The organism is Arthrobacter sp. NPDC092385 (genome assembly GCF_044755105.1).
GTDB lineage: Bacteria > Actinomycetota > Actinomycetes > Actinomycetales > Micrococcaceae > Arthrobacter_D.
Genome location: NZ_JBIVQL010000005.1, coordinates 210,069 through 226,153, shown reverse-complemented (window position 1 = coordinate 226,153; position 16,085 = coordinate 210,069). Strand labels below are relative to the sequence as shown.

Below are 16,085 nucleotides of genomic sequence, written 5' to 3'. Positions count from 1 at the left end.
GCGCACCCGCCGACCCGGTCCTCACGTCCGGAAGCGGACCGCCGCCCCCGGCGGGAGTTGCGCCGCGCGGTCGAGGTCCGCCGAGGCGACGACGGCGATCACCGGATAGCCGCCCGTCACCGGATGGTCGGCGAGGAACAGCACCGGCAGGCCGGACGGCGGAACCTGCAGCGCCCCGGGCACGGTCCCCTCACTCGGGAGTTCTCCTGCACGCACCCGTGTCAGGGCGGCGCCATCGAGACGCAGCCCGATCCGGTCGGACTGCGCCGTGACCGTCCAGGCCGTCCCGCACAGGCGCTCCAGGGCGCCGTCGCCGAACCAGTCATCCCGCGGTCCTGGGATCACCCGCAGTATCTCGGGCGTCCCGGACGCTCGTGGCAACTCCGGATCCCCCACCGGGGAGCCGGGGACAGGGCGCCCGACGGAGAGGGCCGAACCCCTGGTGAGCGGGGCAGGGCCGAGCCCCGACATGGAATCCGAGGATCGGCTGCCGAGCACCTCCTCGGCGGCGAATCCGCCACGCACTGCGGTGTAGGCGCGCAGGCCCGACGCCGGCGGCGACTGCCGCAGCACCTCGCCCGCCCGCAGGAGGAAGGGGGCGCAGAGCCCGGTCCCACGCTCTCGGCCATCGGGCATCACGATGGTGAGGCGGACGTCGGCTCCCGTCACGGCCAGCACCTGGTCCTCCCGCGCCTCAAGGGCCAGGCCACCGTTGAGGGTCTCGATCACCGCGCTTCCGGCAGCGTTGCCGACCAGCCTGTTCGCCTGGCGCAAGGCTCCCCGGTCCAGGGCGCCCGCCCCGGCGACGCCGAGGTCCATCAGACCCGGCCGGCCGAGGTCCTGGACCGTGCTGTACAGGCCCGGGTCGACGACGGTCAGCCCGGCAGGCACGGGCGTGCCGGGCGGAGTGCCGGGCGGAGTGCCCGGCCCGGAGGGACCGGGCGAAGCGACCGAACCAGGTGGACGGACCGACGCCGCCGGACCGGGGGCGGGAACGGGCTGGGCCCGTGCCTCCGCGGGGACAGCGGGAGCACGCAGTTCGACGAGCTCCCGGACCGCGGTGAACCGGACCCTGTTGCCGGGTGTGATGAGCGCGGGCTGGGCGCGGTGGACATCCCACAGCACGGCGCTGGTGCGTCCGATCAGCTGCCATCCGCCGGGAGACCGGCGTGGATACACAGCAGAGAAGTTTCCGGCGAGCGCCACGGACCCCGCTGGAACGGCGGTCCGGGGTGTTCCCCGCCGCGGGACCTCCAGGCGAGGGTCACCACCGGTGAGATAGGCGAAGCCGGGAGCGAAGCCTCCGAAGGCTGCCACCCAGGGAGTTGCGGTGTGCGCGGCGACCACGGCCTCCTCGCTCAGCCCTGTCAGCTCGGCCACGTCCCGGAGATCAGCGCCGCCGTACTGGACCTGGATGGTGAGGAGCGTGTCCTCCCGCTCCACGGCCGCCGATGGGTCGATCGAGCGGAGATGCGCTGCGAGGTCGGCGACCTGCCAGGGCTCCTGCACGGTGACGAGGACGGTACGAGCCGCCGCGACGACGTCCACCTGGCCCTCTACGGGTCGCTCCTGCAGTTGGGCCTGCACACTGAGTACTTCGGCCAGGCCCGGCAGTTCGACGAGCACACCGTGGTCGCCGACGCGGCGGAGTGTCAGGCCGGCCGGCCCTCGAGGGCCGGCGGCGTCAGGTGAACGCACCGACCGTCACGCCCGCGGAGACCAGGGCATGGCGTACCGCCGCTGCCATCGCGATGGCGCCGTGGGTGTCTCCGTGGACGCAGATGCTCTCGGCGGCGATCCGGATGCGGGAACCGTCGATGGCCACCACCTCGCCGTCGGCCGCCATCCGCAGGACATGCTCGACGACGTCGGCCTCCTCGTGGAGCACGGAACCGGGTTCGCGACGCGGGACCAGTGCGCCATCCGGCATGTACGCGCGGTCCGCGAACGCCTCCACGACGGTGCGCAGGCCCGCCGAGCGCGCCTCCGCCTCGATGACGGTGTTCGGCAGCACCAGCAACGGGAGGGTGTCGTCGATCTCGCGGACCGCCCGGACCACCGCGCGCGCCTGGCGCTCGTGGACGGCGATCGTGTTGTACAGGGCGCCATGGGGCTTCACATACCGGACAGCGGTACCGGCCGCCAGCGCGAGGGCCTGCAGCGCCCCGATCTGGTAGACCACCTCATCGGTCAGTTCCACCGGGTCGACGTCCATGAAACGCCGGCCGAAGCCGGCCAGGTCGCGGTAGCCCGGATGCGCACCGACCGCCGCCCCCGCCGCGGCGGCGGCGGCGCACGTGGTGCGGATCCCGGTGGGATCCCCGGCGTGGAACCCGCACGCCACGTTCACGCTGGAGACGGACTCGATGATTCGTGCGTCGTCACCGAAGGTCCAGTTGCCGAAGGATTCCCCTACGTCGCTGTTCAGGTCGATCGCCGTCATGTGACCTCCATCTCACGTTCCAATCAAGCATGCCCGACGATCACCGATTGTTCAACAATCAAATGCCGGCCGCGCCCTGGAAGGCAGGAGGAGGGGAAGGGGTCCGGTTACCCGGCGGCGCCGTCGTCCGCCCGATTCAGGGGTCCGACCTGAAGCCCGTCAGCTTGTGGGAGCCGTCGCAATAGGGCTTCAGGACCGATGCGCCACACCTGCACAGCGCCACCGTCCGCCGCGTCCGGGGCAGCTCCTCGCCGTCCGCGCCGATCAGTTCGAAATCCCCGCGGATGAGCAGCGGGCCATTCGGGCACGCGACCACCGAGACCGGAGCGGCGCCGGAGTTCAACGAACGTTCGGGAATCGGACCGGATGCCTCCGGAGCCGGGCCGGCACTCACGATGCCATCGCGTTCGAGCTGCGGAGGGATGACCTGCCGGCCTCCCAGGCCTGCATGATGTGCACGGTCATGAGGCCGTCGACCGCGAGCCCGGCAGCAGCGCCGAAGAGGACGTCCTGCAACAGGCGCGGATCGGACTCCACCAGCCCGCCCGCCATGTCCCGCCCGGCGATCTGCTCGTGGACGGCGTCGGCCTCGACGTGCTCGTCGAAGTACTCCGTGGCATCCTCGCCATAGCCGTGGCGCTTGAAACCCCGGGAATACAGGCGGTTGGGCTGCGAGGAGGTCATCTCGTACGCCGCCAGGTGCCCGACGATCGCTCCCCGCAGCCGACGGTTGAGACCGAAGAGCGACATCAGGTTGTTGACGGCCAGCGTGATCGCCGGAGTCGCGTCGAGGTAGGCGCCATAGGTGTCGTCCATCCCGAGCTCGCGCATGGTGCGGGCGAAAAGGGCCGAGTGCATACGCGCCGGCATGCCGTTACCGTACTCATCGGCCTGAATCTCCACCATCGCTGCCTTCGACCTGCCGGTCAGCCGCGGGATGGCGAAGGTGTGCGGGTCGGCTTCCTTGAGCTGGTAGATGGACTTGTGCACGAGGAACTCGCGCAACTGGTCATCGGTTGCGGCCTTCGCCACGAAGCGGGACATGCTCGGACCCGAGTCCTCGCCGGTCATCCGGAAGAGCTCGGCACAGACGGCCTCGCTGGTGGCGCGGGGCAGGTCCCCGAGGACGACCTCCTCGCGGATCCGGCGCTCGAACGCCACCTCGATCCGGTGCCGCACCCCGAGGAGGCCGGGATTCCACTCCCAGTCGTCGCCTGCATCGTCGATGCCGCTGTAGTGCAGCTCGTACAGACAGAAGAGAGCCAGCTGGAGGTCGTCGTCGTGAAGGATGTCGGGCGTCTCGTCCACGGCATCTCCGACGAGCACGGCGAGACGGTCGAGGGAGTCCTGCGCGGACTCGGCAGTGCCGGCGACGATGGTCAGAACGAGGGCGCTGATTTCTCCGCGCGGGGAGGGCTGCTTCACCAAGGACCTCTTCTGTCGATGTACAGACCCTGTGGCCGGGCCAGTAATGCTAAGCGTACTTCGCTTTGGCCGGATCGTGACGCCCGATCCTGTGGAAGGACGGGAAACGACGACGCCGGACCGGTCGGCGCGCGTGCGCACCCGCCGGTCCGGCGTCGTTCCGTCCCCCGTGACTTCGCCGGGGGTTCCCACCCCCGTCGGGGTGGCGATTGTTCCTAGACGCGGCGCTTGCCGTCGCGCGTACCGCGGCTGAGGGCGAGGGCGAGGCCGATCATGCCCACCGCCAGCAGGAAGTGCAGCCAGTTGTCCGCGCTGTTCACCGGGACGAAGTTGGCGGACGAATCCTGACCGATGACAAGGCCGTAGATCCACAGGATGGCGTAGATGATGCCGCCACCGAGGAGGTAGCTGCGCGCCCCCGAGACGGTCCTCGCCATGGCGAGGCCGGCGATGCCGAACAGCAGGTGGACGATGTTGTGGAGGATCGAGACCTGGAAGATCCCGAGCAGCATCGCTTCCGACTGGTGGCCGGCGAACATCATGGTGCCGTAGTTGGAGGTGATCCCCGGAATGAACCCCAGGATCCCGACCAGCAGGAAGACGACACCCACTGCCTGCGCGGCACGCTGCAGGGTGGTACGGCCACTCTCCACCGTGCGATTGTTCGTATTTGTCATGAGGATCTCCTTTTCTTCATATGTGCAAACGGTTATTCGCGGTTGAGCTTGTCCTGCACCGTGCCGGCCATCTTCTCGACGGTGTTCGGGATCTCCGTGGTGCCGTAGAAGCGGGAATCCGGGTGTGTCGCCGGTGGCATCGGAGCGCTCGTGGTCGGACCCTCGTGGTAGGTGAACTGACCCTTGCCGTCCGGGGTGGGGCCGGAGGCCCAGCTTCCCTCGGCAGCGGTCTTCCCGTCGGAGAAGTTCAGGTACTGGTAGGAGACCTCGCGGGCCTCCTTCTTGATCGGGAAGTTGCTCGGCACCGGCAGTTCCTCCATCTTCGACTCCTGGAGCTCCCGCGCGGCGGCGATCCACTGGTTCTGGTGCATGGTGTCGCGGGCGAGCAGGAAGGAGAGCATGTCCCGGATGCCATGGTCATCGGTCATGTGATAGAGACGGGCGACCTGCAGCCGCCCCTGCATCTCGGCATTCGCATTGGCGGTGAAATCTGCCAGGAGATTCCCACTCGCGGTGACGTAGCTGCCCTGCCAGGGGTTGCCCATGCTGTCCACGGGCCGGGCACCGGCCCCTGCGACGATGGCGTGCTGCATGTCGGTGCCACCGACAACGGCCGCGATAGCCGGGTCGGACTGGACCGCCTGTTCGGTGATACCGAGGGGGGACTTCTCGAGCAGCTGGGCGATCATGGTCGCAAGCATCTCCACGTGGCCCATCTCTTCCGCGCCGATCCCGAACAGCAGGTCACGATACTTGCCGGGGATGTGGGCGTTCCACGCCTGGAAGCTGTACTGCAGCGCCACCGTGATCTCGCCGTACTGGCCACCGAGGACCTCCTGCAGCTTGCGTGCATAGATGGCGTCCGGCTTGTCCGGGCTGGCCTTGTACTGAAGCTCTTGCTTGTGAAAAAACACTGATGTCTACCTCCCCACGTAGGGTCCCCCGGGCTTGGACCCGCTCCTTCTGGAAGCGGCCACGGGGGATCCTCTTGATTCGACGCTAACGGCGCCACTAGGATTTTTGGAAGATACTAAGTCTACTTATTTAGATGTTGCAGGATCGGGAAAAGGACTTGCACCGACGAACGTAAGCATGCTTAGCTTCAGTGATAAGTCCAGCACGAGATGCCGGACCATCGCATCGAGAACACGATGGAGCGTCCGCTTTAACGGCAATATCAACGTTAGGAAGAACCATGACTACGCAGAATTGGCCGCAGGATCCCCTGGTTCCCTCCACCACCGGAAACGAGACGTCCACCTCGGACCTCGGAGCCCACGAGCTCAACACCACGGAATTCACCGGCGGCAACTCCGGCGCGGGAGGCACGAAGACCTCCGCAGCCAAGGACCAGGCCAAGCAGGTCGGCCAGGACGGCAAGGAAGCAGCCAAGAACGTGGCAGGCACCGCCGCTTCCGAGGCCAAGAACGTAGCCGGCACCGCGGCATCCGAGGCGAAGAGCGTCGCAGCCGAGGCCGGGTCGGAGGCCCGGAACCTGCTCGGCACGGTGACCTCCCAGGTCAAGGACCAGGCGGGCACGCAGCAGCAGAAGATCACCGAAGGCATCCGGGGTATCTCGAACGAACTGAAGTCGATGGCGGAGAAGTCGGACAACCACATGGTGTCCAGCATCGTGCAGCAGGCGAGCCAGCGAACCGAATCCGCAGCGGGGTGGCTCGAGGGCCGCGACGCCTCCGAGATCCTCGAAGACGTCAAGTCCTTCGCACGGCGCAAGCCCGGCACCTTCCTCGCCATCGCAGCAGGATCCGGCCTCGTCGTCGGTCGTCTGACCAAGGGCCTCACCGGCAACCGCGACTCCTCCGGCACCCCTGCGACCCAGGGACGCGCGTCGACCGGCACCTCGACCACCGGGGCCTACCCCGGCTACACCGAGGTCGACTCCGACCTGTACAGCGGAACCCCCGCCACCGCCGGCTTCGGAGAGACCACCCGCGGCCAGCACGTCGCCGGTTCCAACCCGGCGTTCGTCGACCCCACGGACGACTACCCCACCATCCCGCCGGGAACCCCTCCCGTAGGCACCCTTCCGAATGACGGGAGCCTGCGCTGATGAGTGAGGCATACACGAGCGGCGCCCACCAGGCCGCCGCCCCCCTTCCGACGGAGGCGGAGCAGCGCTCAGCGAACGCCTCAGTGGGCGAACTGCTCGGGGAGGTGACGAAGGACCTCTCCAAGCTGATGCGCCAGGAGGTCGCCCTGGCGAAGGCCGAGGCCACCGAGTCGGCGAAGAATGCCGGGAAGGGCGCCGGCATGTTCGCCGGTGCCGCCATCGGGGGCCACTTCGTCCTCCTGTTCCTGTCCCTCGCCCTCATGTGGGGCCTCGACGCCCTGATGCCGATCGGGTGGGCCGCCGTCATCGTGGCCGTTCTCTGGGGCATCATCGCCGCCGTCCTGGCACTGCAGGGCAAGAAGGAAATGAAGCAGATCAAGGGTCTCCCCCAGACAGCGGAGACCATCAAAGAGATTCCGCCGACACTGAAACCAGGTGAGCAGACACGATGAGCCAGACACCCGAAGAGATCCGTGCAGATATCGAACGTACCCGACAGGAACTGGGTACCGACGTGGACGCCGTCGCGGACAAGGTCAATCCCGCGAACATCGCGCACCGCCAGACCGAGAAGGTCAAGCACAGCTTCAGCAACGTGAAGGAGACCGTCATGGGCAAGGCCGAGGACGTCAAGGACACCGTCATGGGCAAGGCCGAGGACGTCAAGGACACCGTTGCCGGTAAGGCCGGAGACGTCAGGGAGGGCGTCAAGGGCACGGCCGGAAGCGGAAAGGGCGCCGCGCAGTCGGCGACCGGAACGGCCAAGGACAAGGCCCTGCACGCCGGGCACGCCGTCCAGGGCGCTCCCCGCCAGCTGTCGAGCAAGGCCGCGGGCAACCCCCTAGCAGCCGGCCTGATCGCCTTCGGAGCCGGCCTCCTGGTGGCGTCGCTGATCCCTGCGAGCGAGAAGGAACAGCAGGCAGCATCGCAGCTTAAGGAGCAGGCCGCTCCCTTGAAGGAGAAGGTCACCGAGGCTGCGAAGCAGGTCGTCGCGGACGTCAAGGAACCAGCGCAGGAAGCCGTCCAGTCCCTCAAGGAGTCGGCAGCCGATTCGGTGCAGACCGTGAAGGGCGAAAGCCAGAACGCCGTCGGCGAGGTCAAGGGTGAGAGCCAGCAGGCCGCCAGCAACGTCAAGGGCAGCGCCCAGGACGCGAAGTCGAACGTGCAGCAGAGCAGGTAGCCCTCGGGTCCTGTCGACAGAGGCCACCGGATCCGTTCCGGTGGCCTCTGTCCTCGTTTCCCGTGCCGTTCACTCCGGCGTCGGTGGCCCTTGCTGAGCGAGGAGAGCCTCGGCCTCCACCTGTCCGATGATCGGTTGGCGGTACTCCACGGAGAGTATCTCGAGCATCGCCTCGGCGTACTCCTCGTTCGTACTGGCGATCGCGTCGAGGGCATAACTGACGCGGAAATCATGTGCGAAAGCGTCGGCACCGGTATGGGCCACGCAGTTGTGGGTCGCCACACCCGCCAGGACGAGCTGCGCCACCCCGAGGCTCCGCAGCCGCTCCGCCAGGTCGGTGCCGAAGAACGCGCTGTCGCGGGTCTTCGTCACCGTTTCGAGCCCCTCCACGCGCAGGCCCTCGACGACGTCGGCCTGGCGTGTACCCCGGAAGATGAAGCCCTGATCGTCGTCGAGCATCGAGACGGTCCAGGTGGAGCGATCTGGCAGGTGTTCCGTGCGCGCCACCAGCACGGGCGCGCCACTCCGGCGCGCGGCGTCGATGAGGTCGTTGCAGGCGGCAACAAGGGACTGCTGCACTGCCGCAAGGACAGGGTCCTCGAAGAAGGCGTTCTGCATGTCGATGACGAGCAGGGCCGTCTTCTCCCCGCGACCGGCGGAGGAGGGCGAAGCGTCAGCGGGCGGCATCGGGCTCCCGGTGGATCCCGCCGGCGAGGCCCGTCCGGTCGCGCTCGTCTCCCCACCGCATCCCGCCGCTCTCCGCCGGACGGAAGGAGAGCAAGGATGGTTCGTCGACGGGCACAGGCCCGCTGATGATCGAGCCACCGATGGCGGTGTCCAGGTTTCCTGACCGCGCTTCGGCCAGCCGAAGCACCTCGGCTTCCGCCAGATTGGCGGCCTGGCTGATCCGGTCGACGGTGAAGCCGCTGGACAGTGCCCGCCGGATCGCTTCTCCGCACGCCAGGGCGAGCCTGTCGCGCTCGAACTCGGCGTCCTCGAGATCGGCCGCGGCGATCATGACTTCATTGATGTGTGGGGGACGTACAGCTGGCATGGTGCCCTTCCCGTGGGCTTGGCGAACCGGCCGGCACGCAGGGGGTCCGCCACACGGAGGGCCCCCGGCAGCACCATGAGGGACTGGAAGGTGGACCACGGGCCGCCGATCGCACGACGCGCAGTCCCGGAGGCTCCCACGCGTTGGGTCCGTGCACGGGGACGATTCGGAAGATGTTCGGCCGGTGGCTGGACCTTCAGGCCATCATACGGAAGCACCCAGGGCCACGGAAGCGGGCGAAACCGCCGCCGGGACACCGACCGTGACGGCTCGGCAGCACACACCGGCTCGAGGAATAACGCTAAGCCTGCTTCCAATTATCTACTAAGTGTGCTTACTCTAGAGGTCGGTGGTTCGCAGGGACTCCGGTCCCGGCGGAACCTACAGCCGAGAATTCCATACCCCTCGCAGTGAGATTACTCAGAAGGAGAAGGAAATGATTACTCAGGAACACATCGACACCCTGCTCGGCAACGGTGGCAACGTCCTCGGTTCTGACGGAGAGAAGATCGGTTCGATCGGGCAGGTCTACCTCGACGACCAGACCGGTGAGCCCAGCTGGGTCACGGCGAAGACGGGCCTTTTCGGGACGTCCGAGTCCTTCGTTCCCCTCCAGGGTGCAGACATCGAGGGACATGACGTGCGGGTGCCCTACACGAAGCACCAGGTGAAGGACGCCCCTCGCGTCGAGTCCGACGGCAACCTCAGCCCCGAGGAAGAGGATCGCCTCTACCGCCACTACGAGGTCGGCGGCGGCACGAGCGGCTACACCGACACGACGACCGGCACCACCGGCAACGTCGGCCGAGGCGACCGCGACGTGGACATCGACACGACGTCGGGCCGCCACACCGGGCTGACCGACACGAACACGCACTCCGGCACCACCACCGGGCGCGGCACCGTGGGGCACGACACCTCGGGCCCGACCACCGATGAGGCGATGACCCGCTCCGAGGAGCAGCTGCACGTCGGTACGGAACGTCGGGAAGTCGGACGTGCCCGCCTGCGGAAGTACGTCGTCACCGAGAACGTCACCCAGACGGTCCCCGTGAGCCGCGAGGAAGTCCGCGTGGAGCGCGAGCCCATCACGGACGCCAACCGCGGCGACGCCTACGACGGGCCCGCCATCAGCGAGGAGGAGCACGAGGTGACCCTCCACGCAGAGCGTCCCGTCGTCGAGAAGGAAGCGGTTCCCGTGGAGCGCGTGCGCCTCGACAAGGAAACCGTGACGACGAACGAGACCGTCAGCGGCGAGGTTCGCAAGGAAGAGATCGAAGTCGAAGGCGCCGACGACACGCGCCGCGGCAACAACCTCTAAGCAGCATGTGACACAGGAGGGCCCGGGGCGCAGCTCCGGGCCCTCCTGTGTCACGAGGACCATGAAGCGCGGCGAGGCACGACCCATGAGCGAAGCCCGTCATGGCCGACGGATCGGCGCACAGGAAATGGTCCGAGAACTCTTGTCCGAAGTGCAGGAACGATAATAAGCCTGCTGTCTATTTCAGGTAGAGTTGTCTAGAGTAAGTAGTAGGAACAAGCGAAGTTCACCGCGTAGAACCGAGGGGAAGGACACGCCATCGTGCCGGAGTTGAACGATTGGTCGACCAGCCGCCTGCTAACGACCGCGGCCCGCATCGTCGAACACTCATGGAACGAGAAGCTCCTGAGCATCGGCATCACGCATGCAGGACTGACCACACTGGGAGTCCTCGAGCGGGAGGGCACGCTCACGGGCGTACGCCTGGCCCAGCTCGTCCACGTCCAGGCGCAGACCGTGGGACGGACCCTCGACCGCCTGGAAAAGCGGGGCCTCGTGACGCGCCTTCGCAATACGGCCGACCGTCGGAGTCAGAGGATCACCATCACCTCGGCGGGGCTGAAGGCCCTGGAACGGGCGAAGAACATCGAACACGAACTGATGGCCGAGGACGGCCTCGCGTCGGAGGACCTACGCGACCGCCTCAAGACCGTCATCAACGAGCTCGGACCAAAGCGGGACTAGTAGCCTCCGCCATCGGCAGCCATGTTGTTGAAGCGCGAGTAGTGACCCTGGAATCCGACCACCAAGGTCTTGGTAGGACCGTTACGGTGCTTCGCGACGATGACGTCGGCTTCGCCCGCGCGCGCTGACTCCTTGTCGTACACGTCGTCGCGATGTAGCAGGATCACCATATCGGCGTCCTGCTCGATGGAACCCGATTCGCGAAGGTCCGAGACCTGCGGCCTCTTGTCCGTGCGCTGCTCCGATCCACGGTTCAACTGCGACAGCGCGACCACGGGGACATTGAGCTCCTTCGCGAGCAGCTTGAGCGCCCTCGAGAACTCCGACACCTCCTGCTGGCGGGACTCCACGCGCTTGCCGGACGACATCAGCTGCAGGTAGTCCAGCACCACGAGCTTCAGGTCATGCCGCTGCTTGAGACGCCGGCACTTGGCCCGGATCTCCATGAGTGACATGTTCGGGCTGTCATCGATGAACAGCGGCGCGTCATTCATGCGCCCCATCGTCGTCGCGATCTTGCCCCACTGCTCATCCTTGATGGTGCCCTTGCGCAGGTCCTGCAGGCCGATGGTGGCCTCGGCGGAGAGAAGCCGCATCGCGATCTCGTTGCGGCCCATCTCCAGCGAAAAGAAGACAGTAGCCATATTGTGCTTGATGGCGGCCGATCGAGCCCAGTCCAGGGCGAAGGTCGACTTTCCCATGGCGGGGCGCGCGGCCACGACGATCATCTGCCCCCCGTGGAGCCCCTGGGTCAGTTCGTCGAGCTCGTAGAAACCGGTGGGCACGCCGGTCATGCCTTCGCCCCGGTGTCCTGCCGACTCGATCTCGTCGACTGTGCCCTCGATGATGTCCTTGAGGGCCACGTAGTCCTCGGCTGTGCGGCGCTCGGCGACCGCATAGACCTCGGCCTGCGCGGCGTTGACGAGGTCGTCGACCTCGCCGTCGTTCGAGTAGCCGAGCTGCACGATCTTCGTCCCGGCGTCGACCAGGCGACGCAGGACGGCCCGCTCACGCACGATCTCCGCATAGAAGCCGGCATTGGCCGCCGTGGGTACGGACTGGATCAGCGTATGCAGGTACGCGGGCCCGCCGATGCGGGAGATCTCCCCGCGCTTGGTCAGCTCGTCCGACACGGTGACGGCGTCAGCCGGCTCACCACGCCCGTAGAGGTCGATGATCGCCTCATAGATGCTCTCGTGCGCCGGCCGGTAGAAATCGATCCCTCGAAGGACCTCCACGCAGTCGGCGATCGCATCCTTCGAGAGCATCATGCCGCCGAGTACCGACTGCTCCGCGACGAGGTCCTGTGGAGGCGTACGGGAGAAGTCCGGAGTACGAGTGTCCGATGATGAATCTGCATGTGCCAGGGACACTGAAGGGCCTTTCTCCTGCTGTCGAAGCGGCGGTCGCCATAGCGCTCCGCCGGACGCCCGGGCCGGGTCCGACAGGAAAGTCCTATCACCCGACACCCTCATTATTGGGAATCTCCCGCAACCGTAGCCCCCTCTCCAGGAGCGGCCAAGCGCTGTGCCAACAGGGGGTGTGGGTAAGTGTGAATAACCTGTGGATTGCGCGGCGTGTCTTGTGCACAGGATGGGGATAAGCCTGTGGATAGGAAAAAGTTTTGCCTGGGAAGGGCCCTCTGACCTGCGACGATGCTATCCACCGCCTGTGGATCGAAAGTAGTTTCGTGCTCGCTCCATCCACAGGTGCGCTGTTGACAACCGTCCGAGATTTACTTCACCAGGCCCCCTAGGAGCACATAGTCTCCCTCGGGGATGTACTGCATCCGCGGAGAACCGGGCCGCTCAGGGACAGGATCCGGGTGTATGCCCGGCGAGGAACATCTCTGCCCCCTGATGTTCGTCCGAGAGTGCGCAGACAAGCATGGGTGAGCCTCGCATGCCTCTAGGACGATCTTCGCGATTCCGGGCAGCGGGGGTCCAGACGCAGGAAGCCCCCGCGTTCCACGCGGGGGCTTCCTGGTGAACCTGGTGTCGCAGCTGCGTCAGCTGGCGACGACGTCCAGGTCGATCACTGCTGCTACATCCTCGTGGAGACGGACGTTGGCCTGGTACGAACCGACCGACTTGATGTGGGCCGGGATCTCGACCTTGCGCTTGTCGATCTTGCCGAGGCCGGCGGCCTCGACGGCCTTCGCGACGTCGTCGGCCTTGATCGTGCCGAACAGGCGGCCGGAGCCACCCGCCTTCACGGTCAGGGTGACGGGCTTCGCCGACAGGGCGGCGGCCTGTCGCTGGGCGTCCTCGAGCGATGCGTGCTCGCGGGCGGAGCGGGCAGCCTTGATCGACTCGACCTGCTTCTCGCCACCCTTGGTCCACATCAGGGCGAATCCGCGGGGCAGAAGGTAGTTACGTGCGTAACCGTTCTTCACCTCGACGACGTCGCCTGCGGCACCGAGTCCGGTGACTTCCTGGGTCAGAATGAGCTTCGACATTGTGTGTCCCTTTCCCTAGCCGCGGCCAGCGCCGGAGTACGGCAGCAGTGCGACTTCGCGGGCGTTCTTGATTGCCTGGGCGATCTTGCGCTGCTCCTGCACGGTCACGCCGGTGACGCGACGGGCACGGATCTTTCCGCGATCGGAAATGAACTTACGCAGCAGGGCTACGTCCTTGTAGTCGATGACGGTGACGTCAGCGGCCTTCAGGGGGTTGGACTTTGGTTTGGGCTTACGGAGTTCAGCCTTAGCCATCGTGGTGCTCCTTTTTTTCGTTGGAGCCCGCAGAACGATTCTGCGGGATGGGAATTACCAGTTCCGCGAGGAACTGCGGCAGGGGTTCCGGGAACGGAACCGCGCTGCCTAGAAGGGTGGCTCGGAATCGGGGCCGTTGCCCCAGCCCTGCGAGTTACCGCCTGCGGGAGCACCCCAGGGGTCATCCGCAGGCTGCTGGGCCTGCTGGCCGCCGTTCCAGCCCGAACCGGAGTTCGAGCCGCCGGAGTTGCCGCCGAAGCCGCCGCCGGAGTTACCGCCCGAGTTGCCGCCGAAGCCGCCACCGTTCCCGCCGCCGGAGCGCTGGGTACGGGTGACTTTCGCGGACGCATAGCGCAAGGACGGACCGATTTCGTCCACCTCGAGCTCCATGACGGTGCGCTTCTCGCCCTCTTTGGTGTCGTACGAACGTGACTTCAGCCGGCCCTGGGCAACCACGCGGGTTCCCTTGGTCAGGGTCTCGGCGACGTTCTCCGCAGCCTCACGCCACACCGACGCGCGGAGGAACAGCGTTTCGCCGTCCTTCCAGTCGTTGGTCTGACGATCGAAGGTGCGAGGAGTGGATGCGATGGTGAAGTTGGCGACCGCCGATCCCGACGGCGTGAACCGCAGCTCGGGGTCGTTGGTGAGGTTGCCGATCACCGTGATGACTGTCTCGCCTGCCATGGTGCCTCCTTGGGTTCCTTCCCGCCGTAGCGGGGTGGATGGATGAGGAATCCGCCGAGATTATTCGGCGGAGACCTTCTGCTCCTCGGGGCGGATGATCTTGGTGCGCATGATCGTCTCGTTGAGGCTCAGCTGGCGGTCGAGCTCGGAAGCCACGGCGGGAGTCGCGGTGAAGTTGACGACGGCGTAGATGCCCTCGGTCTTCTTCTGGATCTCGTAGGCAAGGCGCCGACGTCCCCAGATATCCACCTTGTCCACGGTGCCGCCGCCGTTGCGGACGACATTCAGGAACTTCTCGAGTGTTGGGTCGATGGAGCGTTCCTCGACGTCGGGGTCGATGATTACCATCAATTCATATGCACGCATGTGTGAACCCACCTCCTCTGGGCTAAGCGGTCGCGGTCTTTCCGCAACAGGAGGTTCTTTAGCGTTGTTCCGGCCACCGGTTCGCGGTATTTACCGCCACCCGGCTGTGGCACGGACGTATCAATGTTACCGGACGAACGGCCGCGGTCGAACTCCTGTGGAAATCGCTACCGGCCGCCGCGGAAGAACGCCGACGTAGCCCTCGCCAGGTGGGCGGGATCGTCCACGCCGCACAGTTCGCGGGCGGAGTGCATGGACAGCAGGGGCGTCCCGACGTCGACCGTGCGGATGCCGAGTCGGGTGGCGGTGAGCGGACCGATGGTGGATCCGCACGGCATTACGTTGTTCGACACGAACTCCTGGTACGGCACGCCGCTCGAACGGCACAGCGCGGCCCAGTAGGCAGCACCCGGCGCATCCGTGGTGTAGCGCTGGTTCGCGTTGATCTTCAGCAGCGGTCCCCGGTTGAGGACAGGCAGGTTCACGGGGTCGTGGCGCTCGGCGTAGTTGGGGTGCACCGCGTGGCCCGCGTCGGCGGATACGCAGAACGAGGATGCGAGGGCCCGCAGGCGCTCCTCCGTCCCGGCGCCGAGGCCGAGCGATATCCGCAGGAGCAGGTCCTCGAGGAAGGGGCCGCTGGCACCCGAGCGTGAGCCACTGCCCACCTCCTCGTGGTCGAACGCGGCGAGCACCGCGATGGGCCCGTCCGCGGGTCCATCGGCGGCTGCCTCGATGATCGCCGTGAGCCCCGCATGCACGGAGGACAGGTTGTCGAGCCTCCCCGAGGCGAAGAACTCTCCCTGCGCGCCGAAGGTGCGCGGCTCCTGCGTGTCGGCGACGACGACGTCGAACCCGCCGATCTCGCGCGGATCGACGCCGGCACCGGAGGCGAGGAGCCCGAGGAGGTCGGCGTCCGCCGGGTCGCCGAGCCCCCAGACAGGGTTCATGTGGCGCTGCTTGTCGAGGGACAGGCCGTCATTGACCGCCCGGTCGAGGTGGATGGCGAGCTGCGGGAAGCGCAGGAGCGGCCCGGTTGCCACGAGGTGCTCGCTGCCGTCATGCAGCGTGAGGCGGCCGGCGAGCGCGAGTTCGCGGTCGAGCCACGAGTTCAGGAGCGGCCCGCCGTACACTTCGACGCCGGCCTGCAGCCAGCCGTACTTCCCCGTGGTCGGTCTGGGCTTGAGCTTGAACGACGGCGAATCGGTGTGGGCGCCCAGGATGTGGAACGCGGTGGTGGGACCTGCGTCCGAGGGGACGGTCCACGCGATGAGCGCCCCGTCGCGGATCACGTAATGGCTGCCGGTGCCGCCGGCCCAGGCGTCCTGCTCCACCAGTTGCCGGAAGCCGGCGGCGGCCAGCCGTCGTCCGGCCTCCGCTGCTGCGTGGAAGCTCGAGGGGGACGCCGAGACGTAGGCCCCGAGATCCTGGATGTGCGTCGTTGTTGGGCTCATACTCCGATTCAACCAG

The 16,085-nt window shown here is 66.9% G+C and carries 19 protein-coding genes; 5 read left to right on the top strand and 14 right to left on the bottom strand.

The window, feature by feature from the left end; genetic code table 11:
• Window positions 1–21: 21 nt before the first annotated feature.
• From ACIQCY_RS08775 to ACIQCY_RS08750, 6 genes are all read right to left on the bottom strand, one after another.
• Complete coding sequence (locus tag ACIQCY_RS08775; RefSeq protein ID WP_400483507.1) at window positions 22–1,698, bottom strand: 5-oxoprolinase/urea amidolyase family protein; 1,677 nt, start codon at window positions 1,696–1,698, stop codon at window positions 22–24.
• On the bottom strand, window positions 1,685–2,443 hold the full coding sequence (locus ACIQCY_RS08770; RefSeq protein ID WP_400483506.1) for a LamB/YcsF family protein: 759 nt from the start codon (window positions 2,441–2,443) through the stop codon (window positions 1,685–1,687). Before ACIQCY_RS08770 ends, ACIQCY_RS08775 begins: the two co-directional genes overlap by 14 nt.
• A gap of 136 nt (window positions 2,444–2,579) precedes the next feature.
• Complete coding sequence (locus ACIQCY_RS08765; protein WP_400483574.1) at window positions 2,580–2,759, bottom strand: CDGSH iron-sulfur domain-containing protein; 180 nt, start codon at window positions 2,757–2,759, stop codon at window positions 2,580–2,582.
• A 74-nt stretch (window positions 2,760–2,833) separates the two neighbouring features.
• Entirely contained in the window at window positions 2,834–3,868 is a 1,035-nt protein-coding gene (locus ACIQCY_RS08760) for an iron-containing redox enzyme family protein (RefSeq protein WP_400483505.1), read from the bottom strand.
• A gap of 215 nt (window positions 3,869–4,083) precedes the next feature.
• A complete protein-coding gene (locus ACIQCY_RS08755; protein WP_400483504.1) occupies window positions 4,084–4,545 on the bottom strand; it encodes a DUF4383 domain-containing protein in 462 nt (153 codons plus the stop codon).
• A 32-nt stretch (window positions 4,546–4,577) separates the two neighbouring features.
• Window positions 4,578–5,459: a manganese catalase family protein gene (locus ACIQCY_RS08750; RefSeq protein WP_400483503.1), complete on the bottom strand. Its 882-nt coding sequence runs from the start codon at window positions 5,457–5,459 to the stop codon at window positions 4,578–4,580.
• Window positions 5,460–5,740: 281 nt separating this feature from the next.
• Between ACIQCY_RS08750 and ACIQCY_RS08745 the strand changes: the two genes are divergently transcribed.
• The 3 genes from ACIQCY_RS08745 to ACIQCY_RS08735 are packed head-to-tail and all read left to right on the top strand — an operon-like array spanning window position 5,741 to window position 7,796.
• On the top strand, window positions 5,741–6,616 hold the full coding sequence (locus ACIQCY_RS08745) for a hypothetical protein (protein WP_400483502.1): 876 nt from the start codon (window positions 5,741–5,743) through the stop codon (window positions 6,614–6,616).
• Window positions 6,616–7,068: a phage holin family protein gene (locus ACIQCY_RS08740; RefSeq protein WP_400483501.1), complete on the top strand. Its 453-nt coding sequence runs from the start codon at window positions 6,616–6,618 to the stop codon at window positions 7,066–7,068. Before ACIQCY_RS08745 ends, ACIQCY_RS08740 begins: the two co-directional genes overlap by 1 nt.
• Window positions 7,065–7,796, top strand: a complete 732-nt coding sequence (locus ACIQCY_RS08735; RefSeq protein ID WP_400483500.1) for a DUF3618 domain-containing protein — start codon at window positions 7,065–7,067, stop codon at window positions 7,794–7,796. The genes ACIQCY_RS08740 and ACIQCY_RS08735 overlap by 4 nt, the downstream gene beginning before the upstream one ends.
• A gap of 69 nt (window positions 7,797–7,865) precedes the next feature.
• Here the strand turns inward: ACIQCY_RS08735 and ACIQCY_RS08730 are convergent, their stop codons facing one another.
• Window positions 7,866–8,483, bottom strand: coding sequence for a cysteine hydrolase family protein (locus ACIQCY_RS08730; protein WP_400483499.1), 618 nt, complete (start codon window positions 8,481–8,483; stop codon window positions 7,866–7,868).
• On the bottom strand, window positions 8,470–8,850 hold the full coding sequence (locus ACIQCY_RS08725) for a hypothetical protein (protein WP_400483498.1): 381 nt from the start codon (window positions 8,848–8,850) through the stop codon (window positions 8,470–8,472). Before ACIQCY_RS08725 ends, ACIQCY_RS08730 begins: the two co-directional genes overlap by 14 nt.
• A 436-nt stretch (window positions 8,851–9,286) precedes the next feature.
• On the opposite strand from ACIQCY_RS08725, the gene ACIQCY_RS08720 reads away from it, so the two are divergent.
• Both ACIQCY_RS08720 and ACIQCY_RS08715 read left to right on the top strand, forming a co-directional pair.
• A complete protein-coding gene (locus ACIQCY_RS08720) occupies window positions 9,287–10,171 on the top strand; it encodes a DUF2382 domain-containing protein (protein WP_400483497.1) in 885 nt (294 codons plus the stop codon).
• Between the two features lie 261 nt (window positions 10,172–10,432).
• Window positions 10,433–10,855, top strand: coding sequence for a MarR family winged helix-turn-helix transcriptional regulator (locus ACIQCY_RS08715; RefSeq protein ID WP_400483496.1), 423 nt, complete (start codon window positions 10,433–10,435; stop codon window positions 10,853–10,855).
• Here the strand turns inward: ACIQCY_RS08715 and dnaB are convergent.
• From dnaB to ACIQCY_RS08685, 6 genes are all read right to left on the bottom strand, one after another.
• Entirely contained in the window at window positions 10,852–12,228 is a 1,377-nt protein-coding gene (gene dnaB / locus ACIQCY_RS08710; protein WP_400483495.1) for a replicative DNA helicase, read from the bottom strand. The two genes, ACIQCY_RS08715 and dnaB, sit on opposite strands and share 4 nt — an antisense overlap.
• Window positions 12,229–12,863: 635 nt before the next feature.
• Entirely contained in the window at window positions 12,864–13,313 is a 450-nt protein-coding gene (gene rplI / locus ACIQCY_RS08705) for a 50S ribosomal protein L9 (RefSeq protein ID WP_400483494.1), read from the bottom strand.
• Window positions 13,314–13,328: 15 nt separating this feature from the next.
• A complete protein-coding gene (rpsR, locus tag ACIQCY_RS08700) occupies window positions 13,329–13,568 on the bottom strand; it encodes a 30S ribosomal protein S18 (protein ID WP_005273147.1) in 240 nt (79 codons plus the stop codon).
• A gap of 108 nt (window positions 13,569–13,676) precedes the next feature.
• The gene (locus tag ACIQCY_RS08695; protein WP_400483493.1) at window positions 13,677–14,252 is read right to left on the bottom strand and encodes a single-stranded DNA-binding protein; all 576 of its coding nucleotides are present in this window, start codon (window positions 14,250–14,252) and stop codon (window positions 13,677–13,679) included.
• A 60-nt stretch (window positions 14,253–14,312) separates the two neighbouring features.
• Complete coding sequence (gene rpsF, locus ACIQCY_RS08690) at window positions 14,313–14,618, bottom strand: 30S ribosomal protein S6 (protein WP_043442549.1); 306 nt, start codon at window positions 14,616–14,618, stop codon at window positions 14,313–14,315.
• Between the two features lie 167 nt (window positions 14,619–14,785).
• Window positions 14,786–16,069 (bottom strand): M18 family aminopeptidase, encoded by a 1,284-nt coding sequence (locus ACIQCY_RS08685; protein ID WP_400483492.1) that lies wholly within the window; start codon window positions 16,067–16,069, stop codon window positions 14,786–14,788.
• Window positions 16,070–16,085 lie beyond the last annotated feature (16 nt).